Genomic DNA, 25069 nt, shown 5'->3' on the forward strand with positions numbered 1-25069 from the left:
CTCATGCGAGGCCGAATTGCGTGGCGCGCGCGAGCAGCCGGTGCGCGGCGAGATAGTCGGGGACTTCGGCGAGAAAGCCGTCCACCACGGCGGCGGCGACCCGCTTGCCGTTCGATTGTTCACGGGCTTTGTCGACGGTCTGGATCACGCGGCGGGCGAGCGCGACTTCGTCCGCGCTCGGCGTCAGCACGCGGTTGACGATCGCCGTGAGCGGCGCATTGACGATGCCCTTGGCCTTGTAGCCGAGCGCGCGCGACCGGCGCATGTCGAGTTCCGCACCCTCGACGTCCGCAAAGCTGTACGGACAGTCGATCGCCGTGACGCCGACTGCCGCGCATTCGAGCAGAAACCGCGAGCGCACGTAATCGAGTTCGTGGCCGGCGTGCGTGCGTTCGGCGCCGAGATCGGCGACCATGTCTTCGGTTCCGACCAGCACGGCGGAAATGCGGCGGCTGCAGCGGGCAATCGCCATGGTGTTGACCACGCCGAGCGGCGATTCGATATTCGGCACGAGTTCGGTCGAACCCGGTTGAATGTCGTACTCCGCTTCGCAACGCGTGACGGCTTCGTCGAGCGCGACGACCTGTTCGGGCGTCGACACGAACGACATCATGATGATGTCCGGGCGGCTGCGCATGACGGCCCGCAGATCGTCCACGCCGCCGCTGTCGAGCGGGTTCACGCGCACGGAGGTCAGCACGCCGGCGTCGCGCCAGCATTTCAGGACTTCGTCCGCGATACGGTGGGCTTCCGGCCGGCGTGCCGGCGGCGTGAAGGTCTCGAGTTCCTGAACGAGGACGTCGGCGCCGGTCTGCGGACCGGCGAGAAGTGTTTCGCGGTCGGCGCCGGCCAGAAACAGCCAGGAGCGGCGCAACTGCGGCGGACGTCGATTGAGCAGGGGCATCGGATATTCCTCTCAGGCGCGAACCTCGTGAGTTCGCGCGGTGCGTTGGTGACGATGAAGCGGATAGGCCGCGAGACGCGCCGACGTTCAAGCCGGTGCGCTACGTGATGGGATGGAGTGATCGGGCGACGCCCGTGGCCGGGACGGGATTGAGTCGCAAGACCGATACGGGTGAATGAATGACGTGATTCCGTGCGGGCTACCGCTCGTCATGGCATCGGTCGTTGTGTCGGTGAGCAGTCCCGGTTGTGTTAGGCGTCGTTGAGTCGGCCAAAGATTAAACGCGGCCGCCGCCGGCAACAACTATCAGGAATGTCAGTGTGCGGCAGACAAGCGTAGGTATTCCGTACGCGCTACAACGTGGTGGCGTTGCCGTTGCGATCCAGCTCGAACACCTTGTGTTCCTGCAACCGGCGATGTCGTTTCCCACGCTGTGCGGCCACGTTAACGGACCGTCCGCGTCGCTTTCCACGCACAATGCGCAATCGGAAGTTCATTAATCATTCAAGACGCTCAACCCCCCGTTCAAGGAGTCAGCAAATGAACATAGAAAAAGCTTCCACCGCATCGACATTGTCCGGGACCGATCTGTCCTTGCTCCGCGCGGCTATCGACCTGGCCGAGGAATCGAAGAAGAGCGGCCGCCATCCGTTCGCCGCGATCGTGGCGAACGAGCGCGGTGAAATCATCGCCACCGCCGGCAATAATTCGATGCCGCCCGAAGGCGACCCGACCCAGCACGCCGAACTCGCGGCGGCGGCCAAAGCGGCGAAGCTGCTGTCCCCGGACGAACTCGCGAAATGCACGCTCTACACGAGCGCCGAACCGTGCTGCATGTGCTCCGGCGCGATCTACTGGTGCAACATCGGCAGGGTCGTGTATGCGCTGTCCGAGCATCGACTGTTGACGCTCACCGGCGATCATCCGGAGAACCCCACGTTCTCGCTGCCTTGCCGGGAGATCTTCCTGCGCGGACAACGGCATATCGAAGTGGTCGGTCCGCTGCTCGAAGAGGAAGCCGAACAATCGCATATCGGTTTCTGGGGCGAAGGAGCGTGACTGAGTGAGCGAGTTCTCGTCGGCATACCGGACGGCCCGCCGATGCAGTATCCTCTCGCGTGGCGCACCCCCGTTTTAACCGGCCGACGCGGCGCGCACGCCGTTTCTTCGCGCTCGCCGTCTGGTCGGTCATACAAAGCGTACAAAGCGCCATGGAACTGAAAGGAGGGCGGAGATGAGCTTCTCGGCCGACATGCTCGTGCTGATCTGTGCCGGCTGCTGGGTCGCGGTGGTCCTCGCGCGCTCAGGCGTGCTGCGCGGCAAACGCGGCGCGCGGGATTCACAGGGCGCGCGCGTCTTGCGAGGCGCCCTGGAGCAGCGCGACGTGCCCGACGTGCGCAACGTTCAGGATGTGAAGGACGTGCGAAACGTCGGCCGGATCGGCGGCCTGAAAAACACTCGCGGATGGCGCAACCGGCGCCCTTGAATGAGCCGCGCAGCGCAGCAGAGCCGAGCAGCAACGCAATCCGCATAGACGCTCCAGCGGAATATTCCCGCGCTTTGGCGAACGCGCTAACATGTTCCCCCCAACGCCAATTTCATCACTCGTGAATCGGGCGCCATTCAACCCTGGCCACCGCGATCGGCAGACAACGCTATGAGTGACACCCCGCAGCCGCCGTTTTCCATCCTCTTCGTCGACGACGACGAGCTGTCGCGCAACCATTTCGCTCGCGCCATCCGCGCGGACTACAACGTGCACGTCGCCGGCAGCGCGGACGAGGCCATGGCCGTGCTCGACCGCCACGGCGCGGAGATTGCCGTGCTGGTCACGGATTTCCGCATGCCCGGCCGCGACGGCGACGATCTGCTGCGCCACGTCGCGCATGAGTACCCACAGATCGTGCGGATTCTCGTGACCGCGTACGCCGATAAAGACCTGCTGCTGAAAACCGTCAATACCGGTGAGATCTTCCGTATCCTCGAAAAGCCGTTGCGCACGGAGAAGGTCCGCGAGGTGCTGCAACTTGCCATGACGCGCTACGCCGAGCGGGAAACGCGTCAGCAACGCCTGCTGGCCATGGACGAAACGCTGGCCTTCCTGGCCCACGAACTGAACACCCCGCTGGCGACGATCTCGCTGTTCGCGCAATCGGTCGGCAGCAATGTCGCGGAGCAATACGATCCGGAGCGCCAGAAGGAGATCGGTCACGCGGCCACGTCCATGCTTAATAACGCGCAGTATTGCCTGACGCTGATCTCGTCGTTCTGGGCGACGGTGCACAAGAGCGGCGCGCAGCAATCGGCCTCGGGCGTGAGTCTGCGCGAAGTGACCGCGACGCGGCTGATCGCCACCTTGCTCGACACCTATCCGTTCGCCGCGTCGCAGCGCGACTGGATTCAGGTCGACGTGCAGGGCGATTTCGTGGTCCGCACCATGCCCAACTGCGTGGCGCTGGTGCTTTCTTCGCTGTTGTCCAATGCACTGCGCGCGCTTGAGACGACTGCCGCGCCTTTGCTGCGGCTCGAAGTCGTCGCAACGCCCGAGCCGGAAATCCGGGTTCGCGACAACGGTCCCGGCATCGCGCCGGAGATCAAGGCGCGTCTGATGCAGGACCCCGTCACCACGTATGCGGGTGCCGGCGGCCATGGCATGGGCATGATCTTTTGCAACCGCATCATGCAATCGTCCGGCGGCTCGCTGCGGATCGACTCCGCGCTCGGCGAGGGCACCACCGTGACCATGGCGTTTCCCGGCCATTTGTCGTCGACCGTGCGCGGATAGATTCGCCGCGCGGCTGTTATGACATCCCCGACTTAGTAGCTGACAAATGCTTGGTTCGTGGCCTCCCGGCGCGCTGCTACAGTGGCCGCCACGCTGACGGGTGCGCCCGCAACGATCAAGAAAATCAACTGCTTGACCAAGGGGCTTTCACATGAAGAACTGGACTCGCCGTGCCGCCATGGCCGGACTGCTTTTGACGCTGGCGGGCGTCGCACACGCCGATCAACTCGACGACATCAAGAAGGCCGGCGTCTTGCGCGTCGCGACATTCGACAGCAATCCGCCGTTTGGTTTCGTCGATCCGAAGAGCAATCAGATTGTCGGTCTCGACGTCGACTATGCGCGCGCCGTCGCGGCGAAACTCGGTGTGAAGCTCGAGATTCAGCCCACCAATCCGGCCAACCGGATTGCGTTTCTGAAGTCGAACAAGGTCGATCTGGTCTTCGCGAACTTCACGATCACGGATGAGCGCAAGAAGGAGATCGACTTCAGCACGCCGTATTTCGCGTCGGGCACGCAGTTCATCGCGAAGAAGGGCGTATTGAAGTCGCCGCAGCAACTGGCGAGCCTGCGGATCGGCGCGGACAAGGGCACTACGAACGAACAGCAGGTCCGCGCGCAGTATCCGGCCGCGACCATCGTCGCTTACGACGACACGCCGTTCGCGTTCGCCGCGCTGCGCGCCGGCAACGTGCAGGCCATCACGCAGGACGGCCCGAAGCTGGTCGCGTTGCTGGCGAATGTGCCGGATAAGGACAAGTACGAGATTCCGCCGTTCACGATCTCGAACGACTACGAAGGCGTCGGTGTGCCGAAGAACCAGCCGCGTCTGTTGAGCGTGGTCAACGAGACGTTGCAGGATCTGGAAGCGAAGGGTAACGCTTCGAAGATCTACGACCAGTGGTTCGGCCCGAAGAGCCGCGCGCCGCTGCCGCGTCTGTTCAGGATCGGCGATCCGCAGAAGAGCTGAGCGAAGCGTTGAACCAGGCGCTAAGCACAGCGCGCTCACAGTCCGGCCCGCCGCGCATCTGACGGCGGGCTAATTTATTTCTGCACGGCAATGGTTTCCAAACGATGACGATGAACACGTGGCTCGAACCGCGCTACACGGCGTGGATCTGGCACGGCTTCGCGATGACGCTGGCGCTGTCGGCTTGTGTGATCGTGGGCGCGACGCTGCTGGGTTTCGGGCTGGCGCTCGCCCGCAGCGCGCCTTATGCGACCGTGCGCCGCGCGGCCGCTGCTTATGTGCTGATCTTCCGCAACTCGCCGTTGATCGTGCAACTGCTGTTCTGGTATTTCGGCGCGGCCGCGCTAATGCCGGAAAGCGTGATGAGCTGGCTGAATACGCCGCATGCGCTCACGCTCGGGCCGCTGACACTCGGCTGGCCGAGCTTCGAGTTTCTGGCCGGCTGGGTCGGCCTCACGTGCTACGCAACGACTTTTATCGGCGAGGAATTCCGCGCGGGGCTGCGCGGCGTGCGCGACGGTCAGCATCAGGCGGCCGCGGCGCTCGGACTGACGCGCTTCGCGGCGTTCCGCTATGTGATTCTGCCGCAGGCGGTGCGGATCGCGACGCCGCCGCTGGCCGGGCAATATATGAATATCGTCAAGAACTCGTCGCTGACCATGGCGATCGGGCTGGCCGAGTTGTCGTATTCGTCGCGCCAGGTCGAGACGGAAACGCTGAAGACGTTCCAGTCGTTCGGCATGGCAACGCTGCTTTACATCGCGACGATCGCCACGATTGAAATCGCGTTGCTGTTGCGGCAGCGCAATGGCGCTCACGGTGCTCGCAGTGCTCGGGGTGCTCACGCCGCGCGCAGAGGCCGCGCATGAACGCGCCCGACTGGCTGCCTATTCTCCGTTACCTGCTGCTCGGCACGTTTCCCGATGGCCCGCTCGGCGGCGTCGCGCTGACCGTGGTGTTGACGCTGGCATCGGCGTCGTTATCGGCGCTGCTCGGCCTGGCCGGCGGCGTCGCATTGGCCATGACGCGCGGCATCGCGCATATCGTGCTGCTCACCGTGGTGGGTTTGTTTCGCGCGATTCCCGTGCTGATGCTGATCTTCTGGACCTTCTTCCTGATGCCCGTGCTGCTGCATGCGGATGTTCCCGGACTCGCGACCGTGGTATGTGCGCTCGCGCTGATCGGCGGCGCCTATCTGTCGCATTCGGTGCAGGCGGGCATCGTCGCGATCGGCGACGGGCAGTGGCAGGCGGCGCTGTCGCTCGGCATGACGCGCGGTCAGGCGCTGCGTTACGTGCTGTTGCCGCAAGCGGTGCGGGTGATGACGCCGTCGTTCGTCAACCAATGGGTGTCGCTGATCAAGGACACGTCGCTGGCCTATATCGTCGGCGTGCCGGAGTTCACGTTTCTCGCGAATCAGGTCAATAACCGGCTGATGGTTTATCCCGCGCAGATCTTTCTGTTCGTCGGGCTGGTGTATCTGGTGCTGTGCTGCACCTTTCAATGGGCCGTGACGCGCGTGCTGAGCGCACGCTTCGAGACGCCTCGCTAACGAGGCAAAGCGCGGCGTGTATCGAGCCGCAAACCGCGCCGCCAAGCGCGTTTGACGTGGATCAAGGTGAGCGGGGGTGGGCGCTGGTACTGTCGGCGCCATCTCAGAATTGCGACCTCATCCCGTCAAGCCATGGCTCATCACACGCTGGATATCGAAATCGGGCGGCTGGTCTCCGGCTCGATGCTGGAGTGCTCGCCGCACACGTCGATTCACGACGCCGCCCACTGCATGGCGGAGCAGCGACGCAGCGCGATCGTCGTGATGGACAGGCAACGCGCGGTCGGCATCTGGACCGAGCACGACGCGCTGGCGCTGGCCGACGACACCGACGTCCACGCCACGCCGGTCGAAGCCGTGATGAGCCAGCCGGTGATGTCGTTGCCGCAGCACACGCGCCTGGGCGACGCCGCGCTGCACTTCAGGAACAGCGGCATTCGCCATTGCCTCGTGGTCGACGACCAGGGGCACTCGCTCGGCATCCTCACGCAGACCGACTTTGTGATGAATCAGGGCGCCGAGTACTTCCTGCGGATGAAGTCGATCGAATCGATCAAGGCCGCCGCGCCGGTGCTGGTCGATCACGCGCTGTGCGTGAAGGAAGCCATGCGTTTGATGCGCGCGCAACGACTGAGCGCGGTGGTGGTCGCGTATCCGGACGGCGTGCACGGCATTCTGACCGAGCGCGATATCGTCGGTCTGGTCGCGAACGGCGCGACGAACGGCACGGTGGGTTGCCATGCGAGCCGGCCGCTGCGGTGCTTGCGCCAGTCGCAGAGTCTGTATGCGGCGCGCCAGTATCTGATCGAGCATCGCATGCGCCATGTCGGCATTCTCGACGGGCACGACGTATTGATCGGCGTGCTGGGTCTCGCCGACATTCTCAACGACATCGAACACGAGTACGTGCAGGAGTTGCAGATCGCGCTGCGCGAGCGCGACGACGCGTTGTTCGAGTCGCGCTACAACCTGCGCCTTGCCGACCGGGTGGTCGAATCGTCACTTGACGGCGTGATGGTGACCGATCTGCACGGCACCATCGAACGGGTCAATCCGGCTTTCACGAGACTGACCGGCTACGCGAAGTCCGACGTAGTGGGGCGCAACGCCAACCTGCTGAGCTCCGGACGCCAGCCGCCGGGCTTCTATCGCGATCTTTGGCAACACCTGCAGGAAGCCGGGCATTGGCAAGGCGAAATCTGGAACCGCAAGAAGAGCGGCGAGTTGTACCTGGAATATCTGTCGATCTCCGGTATCTGCGACGAAACCGGCCGCTGCACGCATTACGCCGCGATCTTTTCGGATATCACGGGGCGCCGGCTGGCGGAGGAGCGGCTGAGTTACCTGGCCACGCACGACGCGCTGACCGGCCTGCCGAATCGCACGCTGTTCAGCGAACGCCTCGGTCACGCGATGGCGCGCGCGCAGCGCAGCGGCAAACGGGTCGCGGTGATGTTTCTCGATCTCGACCGCTTCAAGCTGATCAACGACACGCTCGGCCACGGCATCGGCGACGAAACGCTGAAGGTGATCGCCGAGCGGCTCAAACACGGCGTGCGTGAAACCGATACGGTCGCGCGCTTAGGCGGCGACGAGTTCACGATCGTCGCTGAAGACATTGAAGATATCCGCCATGTCGGCAAGATCGCGCAATCGCTGCTCGAGGTGATCGGCCGGCCGATCGGGGTTGGCGCGCAGAGCGTGTTCGTGACGCCGAGCATCGGCATCAGCATGTTTCCCGACGACGGCACCGATCCGAAGCAACTGCTGATGCAGGCGGATCGCGCCATGTACGAAGCCAAGGAGGTCGGCAAGAACAACTTCCAGTTCTTCGCGGCGACGATGACTTCGTCGGCGAAAGAGCGGATCGTGCTCGAAGGCGAATTGCGTCAGGCGCTGCTGGCCGGGGAATTCCGTCTGCACTACCAGCCCGAATACGACCTGCGCACGGGTGCCATGACCGGCGTGGAAGCGCTGGTCCGCTGGCAGCATCCGCAGCGAGGGTTGATTGGGCCCGACCAGTTTATTCCGGCCGCGGAAGAGTCGGCGCTGATCGTGCCGATCGGCGGCTGGGTGCTGCGCGAAGCGTGCCGCCAGGCGCGCGCGTGGCTCGACGAAGGATTCGAGTTCGGACGTATTGCCGTGAACCTGTCCGGCAAGCAGTGTCGTCACGACGGTTTTCTGCACGAGGTGGCCCGTGTGTTGAGCGACACGGGTTTGCCGGCGCAGCGCTTGCAGTTCGAACTGGTCGAGAGCATGGCCATGACCGGCCGCGAGGAAACCGCCGCGTTGCTGGGTGAACTGGCGCGTCGCGGCATCAGTCTCGCGATCGACGACTTCGGCACCGGCTACTCGGCGTTCGCCTATTTGCAGAGCCTGCCGGTGGACACGCTGAAGATCGACCGCTCGTTTCTCGCGCAGATCGGACCCGGCACCACCGACGGCGCGATCGTGCGCGCGATCGTCGCGATGGCCAAGGCGCTCGGTATCACGGTCGTGGCCGAAGGCGTCGAATACGACGCGCAGTGGCGCTTTTTGCGCGAGATTGGCTGTGATCGCGCGCAGGGTTATCTGCTGGGCCGGCCGGTCCCCGCCGAGCAGTTGATCCGCACCACGCACGACGCGCGCTATGCGCCGTGTGCCGCGCTGGCGAGCGAGCGCGGGAGACTCGCCGGCGAGCTCGAAACCGCAACCGAACCGGCCTCGCTGCACGTATCACTGCAGGCCTCACACCAGGCGTAACAAGCGACATACCCCATGCGTGAAAATCTCCCGATCACCGATGAAGAGTACGTGCTGTCCGAACTGGACGTGATCATCACCCGCACGGATCTGACGGGCAACATCGTCTACGCCAACGAAGCGTTCCTGCGCAGCAGCGGCTATCCGCATGCCGAGGTGATCGGCAAGCCGCAGAATATCGTCCGTCACCCGGACATGCCCGAGGAAGCGTATCGGGACTTGTGGGAAACCATTGGCGGCGATCGGCCGTGGACCGGCGTGGTCAAGAATCGCCGCAAGCAGGGCGGGTATTACTGGGTGCTCGCCAATGTCACGCCGGTGTTCGAGAAGGGCGAGAAGGTCGGCTATATGTCGGTGCGCACGAAGCCGTCCGACGAGCAGATCGCGCGGGCCGACCACCTGTACGAGAGGCTCAATTCGCCCTCCGGCCACAAGCTGCGTTTGTCCGGCGGAACGGTGATTCGCACCGGCTTGGCCGGTGTCGCGGACCGCTTGCTGCGCCTGCCGGTCAATCTGCGCGTGTGGGCCACCATGGCGATGCTGATCGCCGTGATCCTGCTGCAAACGCTCGTCGCGAGTGGTTGGGTGCTGCCGCGCGTGCCGCCGCTCTGGCAGGCCCTGGGGCTGGCCGGCGTGGGGACGGGACTCGCGCTCGCCTGCGGCGTCTATCTGACGCGCAACCTGCTGATGCCACTGCAGGCGCTCAACGCAGGCGCCTTGAGCGTGTTGAACGGCCACATCCAGCAGCGGTTTCCGGAACGCGGCGATGCGCAGACCCGCATGCTGGGCCGGATGCTGAACCAGATGAACGCGAAGCTGGTCGGCGTGCTGATCGACGCCAAGATTTCAATCGATGCGATCCGCGACAAGACCCACGAATTCGCGCGCGGCAACAACGATCTAGCCACCCGTACCGACGAACAGGCGAGCGCGATCGATCAGACCACCGCCAGCCTCGCCGAGATCACGGAGACGGCGGAACAGAATGCGCTCGGTGCGGAGCGCGCCAACACGTCCGGGCGGCAGACGGCGGAAACCGCCGAGGTCGCGGCCGGCGAGGTGCAGAAGACGGTCGCCGTGATGGAGCGCGTGCGCGAGCATTCGCGCAAGATTTCGGACATCACGTCGGTGATCGACGCGATTGCGTTTCAGACCAATATCATCGCGCTGAACGCGTCGGTGGAAGCGGCGCGCGCGGGGCAATACGGACGCGGCTTCGCGGTGGTGGCGTCGGAGGTGCGCAGTCTCGCGCAACGCGCGGCCGGCGCCGCGAAGGAAATCAAAACCTTGATCGAGACGTCGCTGCATACGGTCACCACGGCCTCGCAAACGGCGGCGCGTGCTGGCGAGACGATGAATACCGTCGAGCAGACCGTCACGCAATTGACCCGCACGCTGTACGACATCGCGCTCGCGAGTCGCGGCCAGAGCGTGCAGATCGCGCAGATCAACGAGGCGGTCGGGCAGGTGGCCGGGCTGACCCAGCGCAATGCGGCGCTGGTCGAACAGTCGGCGGTGGCGTCGACCGATCTTCAGCAGCAGACGCAGTCGCTAGAGTCGGCGATGAGTATTTTTCATTTGCGTAGCGAGACGCGTGGTGACGTGGGCAGTGAGGAAACGGCCGAGGCGGCATAAGAGGCCGGCGCGCCACCCACTCACGCACGCCGCGCCTATCCCGCGTTGCTCGCCTGCAACCAGTTCAACAGCGGGTTGAGCTTCTCCCGGTATTCATTGCGCGGCGGATGCACCAGGTAATACCCGGCACCGGTTTCCACGACCCGTTTGAACGGCGTCACGAGCGAGCCGCTCGCCAGATTTTCACCCACCAGATTCAGATCGCCCAGCGCGACCCCAAGCCCGCGCACCGCGGCGCTGAACGCGAGGTCGAGCGTATCGAAGACCTGTTCGCGATACGTGTGAGCGGCCAGGTTGCCTTCCTGCTGCAACCACAACATCCAGCCACGCCGGCCGAAGCTCGAATGCAGCAGCGTGTGCTGCTTCAGGTCTTCGGGCTCGACGAGCGGCGGCGTGCCGCTTGCGATTTGCGGCGAGCAGACGGGGGTCAACCGCTCGCGCATCAGACAGGTCGATTCGAGCCCTTCCCAGTTGCCGGTGCCGAACAGGATCGCCGCGTCGAGTGTGCCTTCGCCGAAATTCGTGGGCAGGAACCAGGCCGTGTCGATATTCAACTGCGTGCCGGGCACCTGCGCATAGAAGTCGGACAGGCGCGGCAGCAGCCAGCGCGCGGCGAGCGTGGGCGTGACGCGCAACGTGATGGTCTGACCGCCCGTGTTCGTGATGTGCATGGAGCGCCGCGCGGTGGCCAGCAATTCCTCGACGATCGGCACCAGCCGCTGACACGCCGACGTGGGCACGACCATGCGTGTGTGCCGGACGAACAGCGCACAGCCGAAATACTCCTCGATCTGCTGGATATGCCGGCTGACCGCACTCTGGCTCAGGAACAGTTGCTGTGACGCGGCCGTGAAATTGCCGCAGCGCGCCACCACCAGCAGCGTCTGCAGCACATTGAACGGCGGATAGCGTTCGATTTTCATTGATGCATATCCTGCATGGTAACCATGAGATTTTACCGTTTGCCGTCGGTAAATTGGCGGCCTTAAATCACACCCAGGTTCTGAACGACGACGCGCGCGGCGGCGCGTCACAGATGCCCTCCGTATGGCGTGAAAGTCAGGCGGGGCAGCCACCGGCAGGATTCTACCGATTTTCATCTGAAGCGAGTTTGCATGAACGCATGGATTGTCTGCGTGGCGCTGTCACGCCTGTACGGAACGTGGTGAGCGATGTCAGTCCCGAATCAATCGCCTACTTTTGAGCCGCGGTCTCACGCGGATGCCCGCTCGCCGGCACCACGCTGGCCCGACGGCCACCGTTCCTGCGTCGCGCTGGCTTTCGACCTCGACGGTCCCACCGGCGACGCGATGCTCGACGGTTCGATCTGGCGCAACCCGTCGTACTTCACGCTCGGCAGCTATGGGCCCTGGCGCGCGCTGGGACGCCTGCTCGATCTGCTCAACGAGCGGCGCGTGCCCGCCACGTTTTTCGTACCGGCATGGGTGGTCGAAAACTGGCCGAAGCAATGCGCGGCGATCCTCGACGGCGGCCACGAAATCGCCTATCACGGCTATCGGCACGAGGCCTTCTGGACCCTCGATCGCGACGCTCAGCGTGCTGTGATGGCGCGTTCCGCCGACGTCTTCGAGCGCTATCTGGGCGTACGGCCGGTCGGCTTCCGCACGCCGTCGGGCGACTGGGGGCCGGACACGATCGGCGTGCTGCTCGAAGCGGGCGTGCGTTATTCGAGCTCGATGCGGGGCGACGATCGTCCGTATCTGCTGCACGCACCGGGCAGCGCCGAGCCGATGGTGGAGATTCCCGGGCGCTGGGAACTCGACGATTACGCGTCGCTCGCGTATCACCGCAATCCGGATTTTCCGGCGAGCCTCGACCGGATCGCGAGTTACGACACAACCTTCGACAACTGGCGCCGCGAATTCGACGGCTCGCATCGCGACGGACTCTGCCTGACCACGCTGTTTCATCCGAAGGTGTCGGGCAAGCCGGGCCGTATCGCGTTGCTGGAGAAGCTGCTTGACCATATGCGAGGACAGGGCGCCAAAGCCGACGCCGACCCAGGCCACGGCCACGGCCACGGCAGCGTCTGGTTCGCCACCTGCCGCGACGTCGCGCAATGGTGGCTCGACCACAACGTTTCAACGCAAGCGCGAGGAGTGAGCGCATGAGCGCATTTCGCTGGCCGGACAACGCGCGCTGCGCGGTGGTCGTGACGGTCGACTTCAACGATGAGCATGGCATCCTCACCCAGGAACCGCGTATCGCCGGCCGCGAGAAATCGCTGTCGGTCTGGCGTTATGGCGCGAAACGCGGCGTGGACCGCGTGCTCGACGCCTTCGACGAGTTCAATCTCCGCGCTAGCTGGTTCGTGCCGGGCCGGGTCGCGCAGACGCACACCGACCTGCTGCGCCGCATCGACGCGCAACGGCACGAGATCGGCACGAGCGGTTTTCGTTGCGAGAACTTCGACACGCTGACGCTCGATCAGCAAAAGTCGGCGTTCCATGCCGGGCAGCAGGCGCTGACGGACGCGCTCGGGCGGCGCGCCGAAGGCTTCCGCTCGTTTACCGGCAACTGGGCGCCTGGCTTCGCGGACTTTTTGCGGGCCGAAGGCGTCACGTGGTCATCGTCGTGGCGCGGGGACGATCTGCCGTATTTCCATCTGCCGGATACGAAGGAGGCCGCGAGCCGCGCGTCGAACCCCGCGTTGCTGGTCGAGTTGCCGCTGCACTACGAGCTGGAAGACGAACCGTACTTCGTCTACAACCTGTCGCCCGCGGTCCCGGTCGGGCAGCCGCGCATTCCGTCCTATCGCGAAGTGCTGGCGAACTGGAAGCAGGACTTCGCGGCCTTTCATCGCTTCGGGCTGTGTTTCGTGTTGCGCTTGCACCCCGAGTTGATCGGCACGGCGGGCCGCATCGACGTGCTGCGCGAATTGCTCGACGAGATGCGCACGCACGACGGCGTCTGGTTCGCGACCGGCGCGGAGGTGGCCCACTGGTGGCGGCAAAACGTCGACGGCAACGAGCCGGGTCATCCGGTCGAGATCTTCGCTCAGCATCGCGATTCGTGTGATTCGCGTGATCCGCGCGACGCGGCGGAGACGCCCCGATGAGCGCGCGCGATCTGTCTTTATCGGAGCAACTGGCGGCGTTCGTCGCGGGCGTGCCTGACAAGGCGTTGCCGCCCGCCGTGATCGAACGCGCCAAGCGGCATCTGCTCGACACGCTCGGCGCGGCGCTCGGCGGCGCGGTGGCCGCCGAGCCACGCAGCGCGCGAGCGGTGATGAGTGCGGACGGTCCCGGCGCTGCGCCGGTGTGGGGCACGCGGCATTCCCTAAGCCCGCGCAACGCGGCGTTCGTCAACGGCGTCGCGGCCCATGCGCTGGAACTCGACGACTCGGGCGGCTGCGATCACTCCGGCGCGGTGGTGTTGCCGGCCGCTTTCGCCGCGCTCGCGTGCTCGCCGCGACCGGTGTCGGGCCGGGCGTTCCTCACCGCGATGGTGCTCGGCTACGACGTGGGCCGGCGCGTGCTCGAAGCGTGCGGCGGCTACTCGCCGCACAACGCGCGCGGCTGGCATTCCACCATGACCTGCGGCGTGTTCGGTGCGGCTGCGGCGAGTGCGCGGCTGGTTGGGCTCGATGCCGCGCAAACCGGTGCGGCGTTCGGTCATGCCGGCAGTTTCAGCGGCGGCCTGTGGGGTTTCATTCACGACGCGTCGCAAACCAAGCGCATGCATACCGGCCGGGCCGCCGAAAGCGGACTGCTGGCGGCGCTGCTCGCGCGGCATGACATCAGCGGGCCGACGCAGGTCTTCGCGGACGTGTGGGGCGGCTTCTTCAACGCGTTCGCGCCCGACACGCAGAATCGCGCGGCGCTGCTGCACGAACTGGGCGACACGTGGAAGATCATGCGTTGCTCGATCAAGCCGCATGCGTCGTGCCGCAGCGCGCACGCGGCGGTGGACGCCACGCTCGATCTGATCCGCGACCGGCCGTACGACCCGGCGCAGGTGCAGAGCGTGCAGGTCAGATTGAGCAGTTTCGTCGAGCGGATGTGCGGTGGCCGCGATCTGCGCAATCTCGCCTCGTCGCAGATGAGCTTGCCGTATGCGCTCGCTGCGGTGCTGGTGCACGGTCACGCCGGCATCGGCGCCTATGGGGACGCGGCGCGCGGCGATCCGCGCGTGGCGGAGATGTTGGCGCGCATCACGCTCGACATCGATCCGGCCATGTCCGATCTGGACGAACCCATGGTCACGCTGACCCGGCATGGCGAGCCGCCGCGCTCGCGCCAGGTGCCCACGCCGCTCGGCGATCCGCTGAACCCGCTGTCCGATGCGCAACTGCTGTCGAAGTACCGTTCGCTTACCGCGCTCGTGCTCGATCCCGCGTCGGCGAACGCGCTTGCCGACGCGATACTCGATCTGGAGAATCTCGCCGACGCACGCTCGCTTGCAACCTGGCTCCCCGGCGACGCCGATACACGGCCTGTTTTGCGTTAAACGGCCGACCGTGGCCGAACCTCACATCGTTCCGATAACAAGCTGAATCTTTTAAAGGGGTGTTCTTCATGACCACGCTGAATTTGCCGGGCAGTCTTTCGCGTTCGCTTTCGATCGGCCTGTGCGCGCTGCTGTTCGGCGCGGCAGTTCAGGCCCAGGCGCTGCCTGACGCGATCGCTAAAACGAAGGTGATCAAGGTCGCCGTCAACTCGATCTATCCGCCGATGGAATACAAGGATCCGGAGAGCGGTGAGCTGATCGGCTTCGACATCGATCTCGGCAACGCGATCGCGAAGCAACTCGGTGTCAAGCTGGACTGGCAGGAGTCGGCGTTCGAACAATTGCTGCCGTCGCTGGCCACCGGGCGCGTGGACATGGTGCTGAGCGGCATGAGCGATGTGCCCGGACGGCGTGACGCGGCGGACTTCCTCGACTATCTGAATTCGGGTGCGCAGTTCTACATTCTGTCCGGCGCGCAAGGCAGCGCGATTCATCAGCCTGCCGATCTCTGCGGCAAATCCGTCGGTACGAGCCGCAGCACGTCGTTCCCCGCCGACACCGCAGCGTGGAGCGCCACCCACTGCGTCGGCAAGGCGCCGGTTGCGGTAGCGGGCACCGAAGACACGTCGGCGGCGCGCATGCAGTTGAAGCAGGGGCGCATCGTGGCCGGCGTGCAAGGCAGCGAAACGCTGCCGTACGCGATGAAGCTCGAACCGAACACCTATAAGCCGATCGGTGAGCCGTTCGCGACCTCGCCGGAGGGCATTGCGATCGCGAAGTCGAACCCGAAACTGCGCGACGCCGTCAAGGCCGCGCTCGACAAGCTGATCGCCAACGGCACTTACAGCGCGATCGTCGCGAAGTGGGGGCTGCAATCCAGCGCGGTCCAGCAACTGACGATGAACGGCGCGAAGTAGTCGCGGCACAGTGAACTGAACCGCGGCAATCCGAAGCGCGCGAAACCCACGCGCTTCACCCCACCTTGTCGCTCAGCCACGTTGCGAACGCGGACACCAGCGGCATATCGGACAACTCATGCGGCGACACGAGGTAATACGCGTGCCGGGACGGCACGGTGAGGCTGAAGGGGCGCATCAGCGTGCCGTCTTCCAGATCGTCGCGCACCGAGAAACTGTCGCCGAGTGCGACGCCCTGACCGTGCACGGCGGCTTCGATACCGATATGCGCGTTGCCGATCTCGAGAATCCGCAGCCCTTCGAGCTTGTCGGCCGAGGCCTGCGCGAGCCAGCGCATCCACGAGCCCGAGTGCTCGCAGAACAGCGCCTTGCCGACGAGGTCTTCGACCTTGCGGACCGCGTTGGGGCCGTTCATCAACGCGGGGCTGACCACCGGAAACAGCGTGGGATGGTCGATCATCGTCACATGCCGGTCGCGCCAGCGGCCTTCGCCGTAACGCACGCAGACGTCGACGTCCGGCGAGTAGACCTCGCGGTCGTCATTGGACGGGATCACCTTCAGCGTGATGCCCGGGTAGTGGTCGAGAAATTCGCCGATATGCCGGGCCATCCAGCGGGCCGTGAACAGCAGCGGCGTGGACACCACGAGGTCGCCCACCATCTCGGGCGAATCGAGTTTGACCACGGCGTTGGCGATCATGTCGAAGGCGCCCTTGACGGGTTGCAGCAGCGCCTCGCCTTCGCGCGTGAGCTTGACGCGCGCTTTCGAGCGGACGAACAGCGTGACGCCGAGGCTCTCTTCGAGAATGCGGATCTGGTGGCTGACCGCGCTCGCGGTCACGTGCAACTCCTGCGCGGCGCCGGCCACGCTGGCGCGGCGCGCGGCCGCCTCGAACGCGCGCAACGGATTGAGCGGCGGCAAACGGTTTCTCATGAGGAGCGGCCAGATGCTGAGAAAAATTGCATTTGAACTGAATTTAATTCTCGCTACAAGAAGAAAAACTGAATACGTACAGTGGGGTCAACGCGGTCGCCTGATGCGTTGCGACGCATCCGCCAACCGGTTTGCCACCGCATCGGTCAACTCATTGGCCACCTCATTGGCCACCTCAACTCATAGGGACTTGCAGCAATGAACATCTCCGAACCGATCGAGCGTTTGTGGGGCGGCCGTTTCAAGTCGGGACCGTCGGCGGCGTTGAAGGCGCTGTCGCGCTCCGAGCCGAGTTTCTTCCGCCTCTCGCCCTACGATCTGGCCGGCTCGCGCGCGCACGCTCAGGAGCTGCGTCGCGCGGAGATTCTCACCGACGAAGAACTGCAGCGGCTGCTCACGGAAATGGACCGGCTGACGACGCAGTTTTTCGCGGGTGAAATCGCGCCGTCCGCGGACGACGAGGACGTGCACACGTTCCTCGAACGCGAACTCACGCAGCGTCTGGGCACGACCGGCGGCAAGCTGCGCGCCGGCCGCTCGCGCAACGACCAGGCGGCCAACGACCTGCGCCTGTATCTGCGTGCGAAGGCGCGGTCGCTGACCCACGCGGTGATCGATCTGCAGCAGGCCTTGACGGAGCAAGCCGGTGCGCACACCCGCAGCGTGACGGCCGGCTTCACGCATCTGCAGCCGGCGCAACCGGTGGTGTTCGCGCACCACCTGCTGGCGCATGCGCAGTCGATCTATCGCGACGTCGACCGGCTGGTCGACTGGGACCGCCGCAGCGCGCGCTCGCCGCTCGGCGCGGCGGCGTTGGCCGGTTCGGCGATCTGTCTGCACCCGGAGCTGTCGGCGGTGGAACTGGGCTACGACGCGCCCTGCGAAAACTCGATCGACGCGGTCGCGTCGCGCGATCATGTGGCGGAGTTCGTGTTCGTCGCGAGCATGCTGGCGGTGAATCTGTCGCGGCTCTCCGAGGAAGTGATTCTATGGACCTCGCGCCAGTTCGGCTGGGTGGTGCTCGACGACGGCTATGCGACGGGCAGCTCGATCATGCCGCAGAAGAAAAATTCGGATATCGCCGAACTCACGCGCGGCAAGGCGGGGCGCCTGATCGGCAATCTGGGCGGCTTGCTGGCGACGCTGAAGTCGCTGCCGCTCGCGTACAACCGCGATCTCGCCGAAGATAAGAACGCCGCGTTCGACAGCATCGACACACTCGAACTGGTGTTACCGGCCATGGCCGGCATGATCCGCACGATGCATGTCAACGTCGATGAAATGCGCCGTCAGGCGCCGCTCGGCTTCACGCTCGCCACCGAAGTGGCGGACTGGCTGGCGTTGCGCGGCGTGCCGTTCAGCGAGGCGCACGAGATTACCGGCGCGCTGGTGCGGGCTTGCGAAGAGCAGGGTATCGAATTGGCGGAGGTGTCGGTGGCGACGCTGGCACAGGTGGATGCGCGGCTGGACGCGTCGGTGCTCGCGCATCTGACGCTGGAGGCGGCGGTCGCAGCGCGCAGCGGTTTCGGCGGGACGGCGCCGGCGCGCGTCGAGGAGCAGATTACCCGTCTGCGCGCGGCGCTCGACCGGCAATCCGCATGGGCAGACGATTACAAGGGGCCATCATGGTGAGTATGTCCGACGATCGCGCCGCGTTGTCCGCGGCGGCACAGGATCAGGCCGCGCAGAGTGGCGGCGTGGGTGGGGCTGCTGCCGGGTCCGCCGACGGGTTTGTCGACGGGTTTGTCGACATCACGCAGTTCAAACACGTGCGGCGCCGCTACTGGGGACGCTATGTCGCCTCCGCCGCGATTCTCGCGGTGATCGGCTACGTGGTGCTGGCGTTCGCCCATGGGCAGATCGAATGGCGCTACGTCGCGCGTTTTCTGACCGCGCGCTCGATCCTCACGGGGCTCGTCAACACGATCGTGATGACCGTGCTGGCGATGGCGCTAGGCGTGTTCCTCGGCGTCGTCACCGCGATCATGCGGCTGTCGCCGAACCCGGTGCTGCAGGCCGTGGCGCAGGGCTACGTGTGGCTGTTCCGCGGCACACCGGTGATTTTGCAGCTGCTGCTGTGGTTCAACCTCGCGCTGGTGTTTCCGTCGATGGGCATTCCCGGTCTGCTCGAATTCCGCACCGTGGATGTGATGACGCCGTTCCTCGCGGCCTTGCTCGGGCTGGGGATCAACCAGGGGGCGTACACGTCGGAAGTGGTGCGCGCGGGCTTGCTGTCGGTGGACACGGGGCAGTACGAAGCGGCCAAGTCGATCGGCATGCCGCGCCTGCAGGCACTGCGCCGCGTGATCCTGCCGCAGGCGATGCGGGTCATCGTGCCGCCCATCGGCAACGAACTGGTGGGGATGGTGAAGCTGACGTCGCTCGCCAGCGTGATCCAGTACGCGGAGATGCTGCACAACGCGGAGAACATCTACTACGCGAACGCACGGGTGATCGAGCTGCTGATGGTGGCGGGGATCTGGTATCTGGTGGTGGTGACGGTGCTGTCGTTCATGCAGTCGCGGGTGGAGCGGCATTACGCCCGCGGCGCCGGACGCGCGTCGGGACGGCAATGAACACGGAGCGAGGAGACGGCATGAATTCAATCGTTCGCGCGGTGGATGTGCGCAAATCCTACGGCGAGTTCAAGGCGCTGCAAGGCATCACGCTCGACGTCGCCAAGGGCGAAGTGCTGTGCGTGATCGGCCCGTCGGGCTCGGGCAAGAGCACCTTCCTGCGCTGTATCAACCAGCTGGAAAAAATCAACGACGGCGCGCTGTGGGTGAACGGCGAACTGGCCGGTTACCGGCGGGTGGGCGATCGTCTGTATGAGCTGTCGGAGCGTCAGATCGCGCGGCAGCGTCTGGCGACCAGCATGGTGTTCCAGCGCTTCAACCTGTTTCCGCACAAGACGGCGCTGGAGAACGTGATCGAAGGGCCGGTGCAGGTGCTCAAACGTCGTCGCGCCGAAGCCGAAGAAGAAGCGCGCGCCTTGCTCAAACGCGTGGGCCTCGGCCACAAGTGCGATGCCTTCCCGGTCGAACTCTCGGGCGGCCAGCAGCAACGCGTGGCGATTGCCCGCGCGCTGGCCATGCATCCGCAACTGATGCTGTTCGACGAGCCGACCTCGGCGCTGGACCCGGAACTGGTGGGCGAGGTGCTGGCGGTGATGCGCGACCTGGCGCAAAGCGGCATGACGATGATCGTGGTGACGCACGAACTCGGTTTCGCGCGTGAAGTGGCGAATCGCGTGGTCTTCATGGATCAGGGGCAGGTCGTCGAAACCGGCTCGCCCGACCAGGTGCTTGGCCGGCCACAGCAAAAACGGACGCAGGACTTTATCTCGGCGGTGTTGTCCTGATCGCAGCCCTGTCGTCAAGATACGGCCGATATGGCCGATACCGACGCGGTTTTCAATCTTTTCCAACAAGCGAGTTTTTATGAACACATCCCGTGGTTTGCGTGCGCTGCTCACGCTGGTAGTGGGCCTGGTTGCCTGGCACGCGCCGTTGTCGCAGGCGCAGACCGGTGCGTCGGCGTTGGGCAAGAGCACGCTCGTCGCGGCGATCGTGCCGAACTATCCGCCGTTCGAATACAAGGACCCGGCCACGGACAAGCTGATGGGCTTCGACGTCGATCTCGGCGAGGCGCTCGCCGCGAAACTCGGCGTCAAGCTCGAATGGCAGGAAACCAATTTCGACCAGATGATGAGCGCGCTGACCACGCGCCGCGTCGACGTGATTCTGTCGGGCATGACCGATCTGCCGGCGCGCCGTGGCACGGTGAACTTCCTCGACTACATCACGACCGGCCCGCAGTTCTACACCGCGAAGGCGCGCGCCGGCGAGTTCCCGAACATGGACGCGTTGTGCGGCAAGACGGTGGGAACCAGCCGTCGCACGTCGTTTCCGGACGACATCGCGAAGTGGAGCAACGAGCATTGCGTGAAGGCGGGCAAGCCGGCCGTGAAGGTGGTGGGCACGGACGGCTCGTCGGACGCGCGGATGCAACTGCGGCAGAACCGTATCGATGCGGCGGTGCAGGGTGGCGAAACATTGCCTTATCAGAACTCGATCGAGCAGAATGCGTATGCGCCGATCGGTCAGCCCTTCCTGTCGCAGTACACCGCGATCGGCATGGCGAAAGACAATGCGGCGCTCAACGCCGCGCTGACCCAGGCGTTCAACCAGTTGGTGGCGGACGGCACGTACCAGAAGATCCTTGCGAAGTGGGGCCTGCAGCAGCACGCGGTCGCCAAGGCGCAGATCAACGCCGGGACCTGAAGCGCCGGTCGTGCGGGACGCCACGGCATCGAAGCAATGGAGGCATGGAGTGACGCAAACGCAGACGCAAACTCGGACGCAACCGGATTCTTCTGAATGGGCAGTTCGCTGCGAACTGGCCGCGCTATACCGTTTGATGGCCCATCTGAAAATGTCCGATCTGATCGACACGCACATCACGGCGCGCGTGCCGGGCGAGCCCGGTCATTTTCTGATCAACCGCTACGGCGTGTTGTTCAACGAAATGCGCGCGTCGGACCTGGTGAAGATCGATGCCGAAGGCCGCGTGGTGGAGCGCAATCCGGATCCGGTCCGGCATCGCGTGAACGTGGCGGGCTTTGTGATTCATTCGGCGGTGCATGGGGCGCGCGAGGACATGCATTGGGTGATCCATGTGCATACCGCCGCGAGCAGCGCGGTGTCGGCGCAGGAAGACGGCCTGTTGCCGGTCAGCCAGCACGCGCTGCGTTTCTATCGGCGGCTCGCGTATCACGACTACGAAGGCATCGCGCTCGACACGGCCGAGCGTGAACGCCTGGTGGCAGATCTCGGTAAGCACAAGGCCATGATGTTGCGCAATCACGGCGTGCTGGTCGGCGCGCCGAGCGCGGCGGAAGCGTTCAGCCTGATCTATTTCCTGGAGCAGGCGTGTCGTATTCAGATCGGCGCGATGGCCGGCAACGCGCGTCTGCGGGTGCCGGACGCGGCGGTCTGCGAGAAAACGGCGAAGCAATTCGATGCGGCCGGTGAATACGACCTGATGGAACTCGCCTGGCAGGCTGCGCTGCGATTGATCGGCGATCAGGCCGCCGCTTATCAAAGCTGATAAAGAAGCTGGTAAAACTAATCAGGCAACCGGGCCGCGCATTGCTTTAATTGTGCGGCGCCGGGTAAAAAATACGGTCCATTAAAAAACGTTCAGGCCGAATTTACCTGATCGAACCGATCTGATTCGTTCTAAAAATCCCCATTCACATTTCGCTCGGCCTCGCTATAATCCGAACGCCTGCATTTGGGCGTTTTACCTGCGCGAGCGCGATGGGCTTTTTGACGGGATGCCGACATCGCCATAAAAACTGACGCCGTCACACGGTTAATGGACCACGATAATGGCTGCCGCACAAAACATCAAAACCCTTTGTCAGACTCACTGGACGCAATGGAAAGCCGACTGCAGCGGCTTTCTGAAAGCCGTCGCCGCCGATCTCGACGTCACGCTGACAGGCGATGCAAATAGCATTGTCGATCAGATGGGCCGCTCACCGTGGCTTCAACTCGGCGCGGACGCGGATAAAGCCGTCGCGTATGCCGGACTGGGTTATCTGGTGGTCGCCGGATTGAAGGCGACCCATCATGGCCATGTGGCGATTATCATGCCGGGCCAATCCAAACCCTATCCGCTTGCTTACTGGGGCCGCTATGGCGGTATCGGCCGGCAGAATACCGCGATTAACTTTTCGTGGAACCATGCGGATCTCGCGAACGTGCAGTATTACGCCATCAAGCCATGAAACAGCATTTCGTCAAGCAGGTAGCGATTATCGTCGCCGGTCTGGTGGTGGCCGCACCGGTTGCGTTCGCGCAGACGTGTCATTACAGCGAAGTCGATCCCGGCAAGGGAAAGGTTAGCGTCGGCGAGTTGTCGATCGATCTCGGGCAAGGCGACGGCTCGGATAACCCGACCGCGTGGCTGGGGCCGGTCACCGTCACGCATGCGAGCGGCGAGGCGTGTTCGGTGGATCCGAACGTGAGCATCGTCGAGCGTCCGCTGTACACGAACGGCAAGCAACTGCTCGTCTCTGCGTACTCGGGTAGCGAACAGAACGTCTATGCGATCGATGCGGCGACCTGCAAGGTGCGGTGGAAGAGCGAGTCGTTTTCGGGGCGCGTGAAACTGACGGGGAATCGGTTGCAGTTGGGGAAGCAGAGGGTGAAGCTGGGGGAAGATTGCACGCCGGTGCGGTGAGCTTTATTCGCTGTTCGAGCGCGTGATCCTGCGAAAACCACATGGCCTGGCTCGCGAGCCGATCACTTTGGGCATGCTCCAACAGGCAGCGCTGGACAAACGATGGGAGTCGCACAAACTCGCTTCAGTCCGCTAAGGGATCGTCGCGACTATCGCTCCGAACAATAAGATCGGCCTGGATTCATTGTTCGGGGCGATCCACAAACCGCCCCGTCACGACCCGCCCCTCACGGCGTCCCCAAAACCCGGCCGTTCACCTTCTGCCCATACATCGACAGCGGCGAGTCGTGGAATTTCGCGCGCGTTGCCGCCACCGAACCCACAAAGCGCGGGTCCTGCGGACGCTCGTGACTGTCCATGAACGTCGCCACGTCCCACGCTTCCTGATCCGTCAGCGTTCCACCGAGTCCCAACGGCATGTTCGCCTTGATGAAACCCGCGGCGTTCTGAATGTCGCCCATGCCCGCGCCCCAGTTGAACGAATGCGCGCCCCATAGCGGCGGAAAAACCGTCGCGCCGCCGCTGGATTGTCCCTGGCCGTCCGCACCGTGACACAGCGCGCAGTGTTGCGCGTAGATCGCGCCGCCTCGCGTGTAGTCCGCTTTCTGCGCGGGCGCGGGCAGTTTCGGATAGCCTTGCCCGGCCAACTTCGTTCCGACGGGCGCGCCTTTCGCGAGCCAGTACGCGTAGCTTTCGAGCGCCACGAGAATCGGGTCGCCGAGCGGCGGCGCCTTGCCGTTCATGCTGTACTGAAAGCAGCCCTGCATGCGTTCGGCGAACGAGTTCACACGATTGTTCTTGGCGCGGTAGGCCGGATACAACGGATACGCGCCCCACAGCGGACTCGAATCCGCCTTGCGCCCGGCATCCAGATGGCAACTCGCGCAATTGAGCGTATTGCCGACATACTTGCCGGCGAACTGCGTCGTATGGGTAAAAATCTGTTCGCCGAGTTTGACGGATTGGCCGAAGCCGTCCGTCGGCAGGGTGGATTCGGCGGGGGGCGTGAACGCTTTTTTAGCGGGCGAAGCAGCCCCGCCCACTGATGACGCAGTCGCAGTCGCGGGCGCCGACGCAACCGCAGGCGCACTGCCGTCAGCAAACGCCACGCTCGAAACCGCACTCAACACCGCACTCGACACCCCCACCAGCGCCACGCGAACCAGGCTGTTTCGATCGATCATGGCTTGCTCCCATTTGCCGACTTGCCCGCGCCGGTCACACCGACGCCCACGCCGGCATAGTAATCGGCCACTGCCGTGATATCCGCGTCGGACAATTTGCTCGCGACCACGGGCATCAACGCCATCGGTCCGGGCGGACGCTTGCCGTCCTTCCAGTTATGCAATTGACTCGCGATATACGCGGCCGGCTGCCCGGCCAACGGCGGAAACGTCGGGGCCACGCCGATGCCGCCCGGTCCATGGCATTGCACGCAGGCCGGCAGCGCCTGATCCCAGCGTCCGCGCGTCGCGATCCATGCACCGACATTGGCGGGCGTGACGGAACCGCTGTCAGACGCTTTGACGCCGGCAGGCGCAGGCAAGCCGGCGAAGTAACTCGCGACCGCCGAGCGCTCGCTCGCGGTCAACAGCTTGGCCATGGGTTGCATGATCGGATTCGGGCGGGTGCCTTCGGCGAAGGCCGTCAACTGGGTGGACAGGTATGCGGCGCTCAGGCCGGCGAGTCGCGGGAACCCGGCTGCCGCGTTGCCTTCGCCTTTCGCGCCGTGGCAGCCGATACAGGCGGCGACACCTTGCGCGGTGCCATGGGTGGCAATGGTTTGCCCGGCGCTAACCTCGTTCGCCTGGGCCGCGGGCATGACCGCTAACGTCGATGCCACGCTCACGGCCAGCATCATGCAGGCACGCCGTAAATTGATGATGGAACCGTCCACGTCGTCTCCTACGA

General features: G+C 64.6%; 25 protein-coding genes. 20 read left to right on the forward strand and 5 right to left on the reverse strand.

Translation table 11 applies throughout. The features are described from left to right. Position 1: 1 nt before the first annotated feature. Entirely contained in the window at positions 2 to 904 is a 903-nt protein-coding gene (locus GGD40_RS01420; protein ID WP_179742576.1) for an HpcH/HpaI aldolase/citrate lyase family protein, read from the reverse strand. 540 nt (positions 905 to 1444) lie between these two features. Here GGD40_RS01420 and GGD40_RS01425 point away from each other — a divergent pair. The 8 genes from GGD40_RS01425 (at position 1445) to GGD40_RS01460 (ending at position 10588) form a co-directional block, all read left to right on the forward strand. Beyond that, positions 1445 to 1963, forward strand: coding sequence for a deaminase (locus tag GGD40_RS01425; protein ID WP_179742577.1), 519 nt, complete (start codon positions 1445 to 1447; stop codon positions 1961 to 1963). Between the two features lie 175 nt (positions 1964 to 2138). Next, the gene (locus GGD40_RS01430; protein ID WP_179742578.1) at positions 2139 to 2390 is read left to right on the forward strand and encodes a hypothetical protein; all 252 of its coding nucleotides are present in this window, start codon (positions 2139 to 2141) and stop codon (positions 2388 to 2390) included. Positions 2391 to 2561: 171 nt separating this feature from the next. Further along, on the forward strand, positions 2562 to 3689 hold the full coding sequence (locus tag GGD40_RS01435; RefSeq protein WP_179704251.1) for a hybrid sensor histidine kinase/response regulator: 1128 nt from the start codon (positions 2562 to 2564) through the stop codon (positions 3687 to 3689). A gap of 151 nt (positions 3690 to 3840) precedes the next feature. Next, complete coding sequence (locus tag GGD40_RS01440; protein ID WP_179742579.1) at positions 3841 to 4659, forward strand: ABC transporter substrate-binding protein; 819 nt, start codon at positions 3841 to 3843, stop codon at positions 4657 to 4659. Positions 4660 to 4769: 110 nt separating this feature from the next. After that, on the forward strand, positions 4770 to 5528 hold the full coding sequence (locus GGD40_RS01445) for an amino acid ABC transporter permease (RefSeq protein WP_179742580.1): 759 nt from the start codon (positions 4770 to 4772) through the stop codon (positions 5526 to 5528). Further along, a complete protein-coding gene (locus tag GGD40_RS01450; protein WP_179742581.1) occupies positions 5525 to 6211 on the forward strand; it encodes an amino acid ABC transporter permease in 687 nt (228 codons plus the stop codon). Before GGD40_RS01445 ends, GGD40_RS01450 begins: the two co-directional genes overlap by 4 nt. Positions 6212 to 6343: 132 nt before the next feature. Further along, complete coding sequence (locus tag GGD40_RS01455; protein WP_179742582.1) at positions 6344 to 8953, forward strand: EAL domain-containing protein; 2610 nt, start codon at positions 6344 to 6346, stop codon at positions 8951 to 8953. Between the two features lie 15 nt (positions 8954 to 8968). After that, positions 8969 to 10588 (forward strand): methyl-accepting chemotaxis protein, encoded by a 1620-nt coding sequence (locus GGD40_RS01460; RefSeq protein ID WP_179742583.1) that lies wholly within the window; start codon positions 8969 to 8971, stop codon positions 10586 to 10588. A 35-nt stretch (positions 10589 to 10623) separates the two neighbouring features. Here GGD40_RS01460 and GGD40_RS01465 read toward each other — a convergent pair whose 3' ends face one another. Next, entirely contained in the window at positions 10624 to 11511 is an 888-nt protein-coding gene (locus tag GGD40_RS01465) for a LysR substrate-binding domain-containing protein (protein WP_179704264.1), read from the reverse strand. A 2-nt stretch (positions 11512 to 11513) separates the two neighbouring features. Between GGD40_RS01465 and GGD40_RS01470 the strand changes: the two genes are divergently transcribed. The 5 genes from GGD40_RS01470 to GGD40_RS01490 all read left to right on the forward strand — a co-directional run bounded on the left by GGD40_RS01470 (position 11514) and on the right by GGD40_RS01490 (position 15975). After that, a complete protein-coding gene (locus GGD40_RS01470; protein ID WP_179704266.1) occupies positions 11514 to 11792 on the forward strand; it encodes a hypothetical protein in 279 nt (92 codons plus the stop codon). Beyond that, positions 11761 to 12720, forward strand: coding sequence for a polysaccharide deacetylase family protein (locus tag GGD40_RS01475; RefSeq protein ID WP_179742584.1), 960 nt, complete (start codon positions 11761 to 11763; stop codon positions 12718 to 12720). The genes GGD40_RS01470 and GGD40_RS01475 overlap by 32 nt, the downstream gene beginning before the upstream one ends. After that, a complete protein-coding gene (locus GGD40_RS01480; RefSeq protein ID WP_179742585.1) occupies positions 12717 to 13667 on the forward strand; it encodes a polysaccharide deacetylase family protein in 951 nt (316 codons plus the stop codon). Before GGD40_RS01475 ends, GGD40_RS01480 begins: the two co-directional genes overlap by 4 nt. Then, entirely contained in the window at positions 13664 to 15058 is a 1395-nt protein-coding gene (locus tag GGD40_RS01485; RefSeq protein WP_179742586.1) for an MmgE/PrpD family protein, read from the forward strand. The genes GGD40_RS01480 and GGD40_RS01485 overlap by 4 nt, the downstream gene beginning before the upstream one ends. Before the next feature lie 68 nt (positions 15059 to 15126). After that, a complete protein-coding gene (locus GGD40_RS01490) occupies positions 15127 to 15975 on the forward strand; it encodes an ABC transporter substrate-binding protein (RefSeq protein WP_179742587.1) in 849 nt (282 codons plus the stop codon). A gap of 55 nt (positions 15976 to 16030) precedes the next feature. On the opposite strand, the gene GGD40_RS01495 is transcribed toward GGD40_RS01490, so the two are convergent. Then, positions 16031 to 16909, reverse strand: a complete 879-nt coding sequence (locus GGD40_RS01495; protein ID WP_179742588.1) for a LysR substrate-binding domain-containing protein — start codon at positions 16907 to 16909, stop codon at positions 16031 to 16033. A 198-nt stretch (positions 16910 to 17107) separates the two neighbouring features. On the opposite strand from GGD40_RS01495, the gene argH reads away from it, so the two are divergent. The 7 genes from argH to GGD40_RS01530 all read left to right on the forward strand — a co-directional run bounded on the left by argH (position 17108) and on the right by GGD40_RS01530 (position 23158). Then, positions 17108 to 18541, forward strand: coding sequence for an argininosuccinate lyase (gene argH, locus GGD40_RS01500; RefSeq protein WP_218900774.1), 1434 nt, complete (start codon positions 17108 to 17110; stop codon positions 18539 to 18541). Beyond that, entirely contained in the window at positions 18535 to 19485 is a 951-nt protein-coding gene (locus GGD40_RS01505; protein WP_257030308.1) for an amino acid ABC transporter permease, read from the forward strand. The genes argH and GGD40_RS01505 overlap by 7 nt, the downstream gene beginning before the upstream one ends. 20 nt (positions 19486 to 19505) lie before the next feature. Then, positions 19506 to 20270: an amino acid ABC transporter ATP-binding protein gene (locus tag GGD40_RS01510; protein ID WP_179742589.1), complete on the forward strand. Its 765-nt coding sequence runs from the start codon at positions 19506 to 19508 to the stop codon at positions 20268 to 20270. A gap of 79 nt (positions 20271 to 20349) precedes the next feature. Next, positions 20350 to 21192 (forward strand): ABC transporter substrate-binding protein, encoded by an 843-nt coding sequence (locus tag GGD40_RS01515; RefSeq protein WP_179704282.1) that lies wholly within the window; start codon positions 20350 to 20352, stop codon positions 21190 to 21192. Positions 21193 to 21241: 49 nt separating this feature from the next. Next, positions 21242 to 22018 carry a class II aldolase/adducin family protein gene (locus GGD40_RS01520; protein WP_179742590.1) on the forward strand — a complete coding sequence of 259 codons (777 nt, stop codon included), beginning with the start codon at positions 21242 to 21244 and terminating at the stop codon, positions 22016 to 22018. A gap of 283 nt (positions 22019 to 22301) precedes the next feature. Beyond that, complete coding sequence (locus GGD40_RS01525; protein WP_218900778.1) at positions 22302 to 22703, forward strand: hypothetical protein; 402 nt, start codon at positions 22302 to 22304, stop codon at positions 22701 to 22703. Further along, the gene (locus GGD40_RS01530) at positions 22700 to 23158 is read left to right on the forward strand and encodes a hypothetical protein (protein ID WP_179742591.1); all 459 of its coding nucleotides are present in this window, start codon (positions 22700 to 22702) and stop codon (positions 23156 to 23158) included. The genes GGD40_RS01525 and GGD40_RS01530 overlap by 4 nt, the downstream gene beginning before the upstream one ends. Before the next feature lie 227 nt (positions 23159 to 23385). On the opposite strand, the gene GGD40_RS01535 is transcribed toward GGD40_RS01530, so the two are convergent. Then, positions 23386 to 24342 (reverse strand): c-type cytochrome, encoded by a 957-nt coding sequence (locus tag GGD40_RS01535; protein ID WP_179742592.1) that lies wholly within the window; start codon positions 24340 to 24342, stop codon positions 23386 to 23388. Continuing rightward, the gene (locus GGD40_RS01540) at positions 24339 to 25019 is read right to left on the reverse strand and encodes a c-type cytochrome (RefSeq protein ID WP_179708632.1); all 681 of its coding nucleotides are present in this window, start codon (positions 25017 to 25019) and stop codon (positions 24339 to 24341) included. Before GGD40_RS01540 ends, GGD40_RS01535 begins: the two co-directional genes overlap by 4 nt. Between the last annotated feature and the right edge of the window lie 50 nt (positions 25020 to 25069).

This window comes from Paraburkholderia bryophila (genome assembly GCF_013409255.1).
Classification (GTDB): Bacteria; Pseudomonadota; Gammaproteobacteria; order Burkholderiales; family Burkholderiaceae; genus Paraburkholderia.

What these genes read in the sequence shown, in the direction of transcription:
- GGD40_RS01535 (WP_179742592.1), bottom strand. Translation starts at nt 24,342, where the DNA reads ATGATCGATCGAAACAGCCTGGTTCGCGTGGCGCTGGTGGGGGTGTCG.
- GGD40_RS01450 (WP_179742581.1), top strand. Translation starts at nt 5,525, where the DNA reads ATGAACGCGCCCGACTGGCTGCCTATTCTCCGTTACCTGCTGCTCGGC.
- GGD40_RS01435 (WP_179704251.1), top strand. Translation starts at nt 2,562, where the DNA reads ATGAGTGACACCCCGCAGCCGCCGTTTTCCATCCTCTTCGTCGACGAC.
- GGD40_RS01475 (WP_179742584.1), top strand. Translation starts at nt 11,761, where the DNA reads ATGTCAGTCCCGAATCAATCGCCTACTTTTGAGCCGCGGTCTCACGCG.
- GGD40_RS01455 (WP_179742582.1), top strand. Translation starts at nt 6,344, where the DNA reads ATGGCTCATCACACGCTGGATATCGAAATCGGGCGGCTGGTCTCCGGC.
- GGD40_RS01440 (WP_179742579.1), top strand. Translation starts at nt 3,841, where the DNA reads ATGAAGAACTGGACTCGCCGTGCCGCCATGGCCGGACTGCTTTTGACG.
- GGD40_RS01530 (WP_179742591.1), top strand. Translation starts at nt 22,700, where the DNA reads ATGAAACAGCATTTCGTCAAGCAGGTAGCGATTATCGTCGCCGGTCTG.
- GGD40_RS01540 (WP_179708632.1), bottom strand. Translation starts at nt 25,019, where the DNA reads ATGATGCTGGCCGTGAGCGTGGCATCGACGTTAGCGGTCATGCCCGCG.
- GGD40_RS01420 (WP_179742576.1), bottom strand. Translation starts at nt 904, where the DNA reads ATGCCCCTGCTCAATCGACGTCCGCCGCAGTTGCGCCGCTCCTGGCTG.
- GGD40_RS01465 (WP_179704264.1), bottom strand. Translation starts at nt 11,511, where the DNA reads ATGAAAATCGAACGCTATCCGCCGTTCAATGTGCTGCAGACGCTGCTG.
- GGD40_RS01525 (WP_218900778.1), top strand. Translation starts at nt 22,302, where the DNA reads ATGGCTGCCGCACAAAACATCAAAACCCTTTGTCAGACTCACTGGACG.
- GGD40_RS01470 (WP_179704266.1), top strand. Translation starts at nt 11,514, where the DNA reads ATGCATATCCTGCATGGTAACCATGAGATTTTACCGTTTGCCGTCGGT.
- GGD40_RS01425 (WP_179742577.1), top strand. Translation starts at nt 1,445, where the DNA reads ATGAACATAGAAAAAGCTTCCACCGCATCGACATTGTCCGGGACCGAT.
- GGD40_RS01505 (WP_257030308.1), top strand. Translation starts at nt 18,535, where the DNA reads ATGGTGAGTATGTCCGACGATCGCGCCGCGTTGTCCGCGGCGGCACAG.
- GGD40_RS01480 (WP_179742585.1), top strand. Translation starts at nt 12,717, where the DNA reads ATGAGCGCATTTCGCTGGCCGGACAACGCGCGCTGCGCGGTGGTCGTG.
- GGD40_RS01495 (WP_179742588.1), bottom strand. Translation starts at nt 16,909, where the DNA reads ATGAGAAACCGTTTGCCGCCGCTCAATCCGTTGCGCGCGTTCGAGGCG.
- GGD40_RS01515 (WP_179704282.1), top strand. Translation starts at nt 20,350, where the DNA reads ATGAACACATCCCGTGGTTTGCGTGCGCTGCTCACGCTGGTAGTGGGC.
- GGD40_RS01430 (WP_179742578.1), top strand. Translation starts at nt 2,139, where the DNA reads ATGAGCTTCTCGGCCGACATGCTCGTGCTGATCTGTGCCGGCTGCTGG.
- argH (WP_218900774.1), top strand. Translation starts at nt 17,108, where the DNA reads ATGAACATCTCCGAACCGATCGAGCGTTTGTGGGGCGGCCGTTTCAAG.
- GGD40_RS01445 (WP_179742580.1), top strand. Translation starts at nt 4,770, where the DNA reads ATGAACACGTGGCTCGAACCGCGCTACACGGCGTGGATCTGGCACGGC.
- GGD40_RS01460 (WP_179742583.1), top strand. Translation starts at nt 8,969, where the DNA reads ATGCGTGAAAATCTCCCGATCACCGATGAAGAGTACGTGCTGTCCGAA.
- GGD40_RS01510 (WP_179742589.1), top strand. Translation starts at nt 19,506, where the DNA reads ATGAATTCAATCGTTCGCGCGGTGGATGTGCGCAAATCCTACGGCGAG.
- GGD40_RS01490 (WP_179742587.1), top strand. Translation starts at nt 15,127, where the DNA reads ATGACCACGCTGAATTTGCCGGGCAGTCTTTCGCGTTCGCTTTCGATC.
- GGD40_RS01485 (WP_179742586.1), top strand. Translation starts at nt 13,664, where the DNA reads ATGAGCGCGCGCGATCTGTCTTTATCGGAGCAACTGGCGGCGTTCGTC.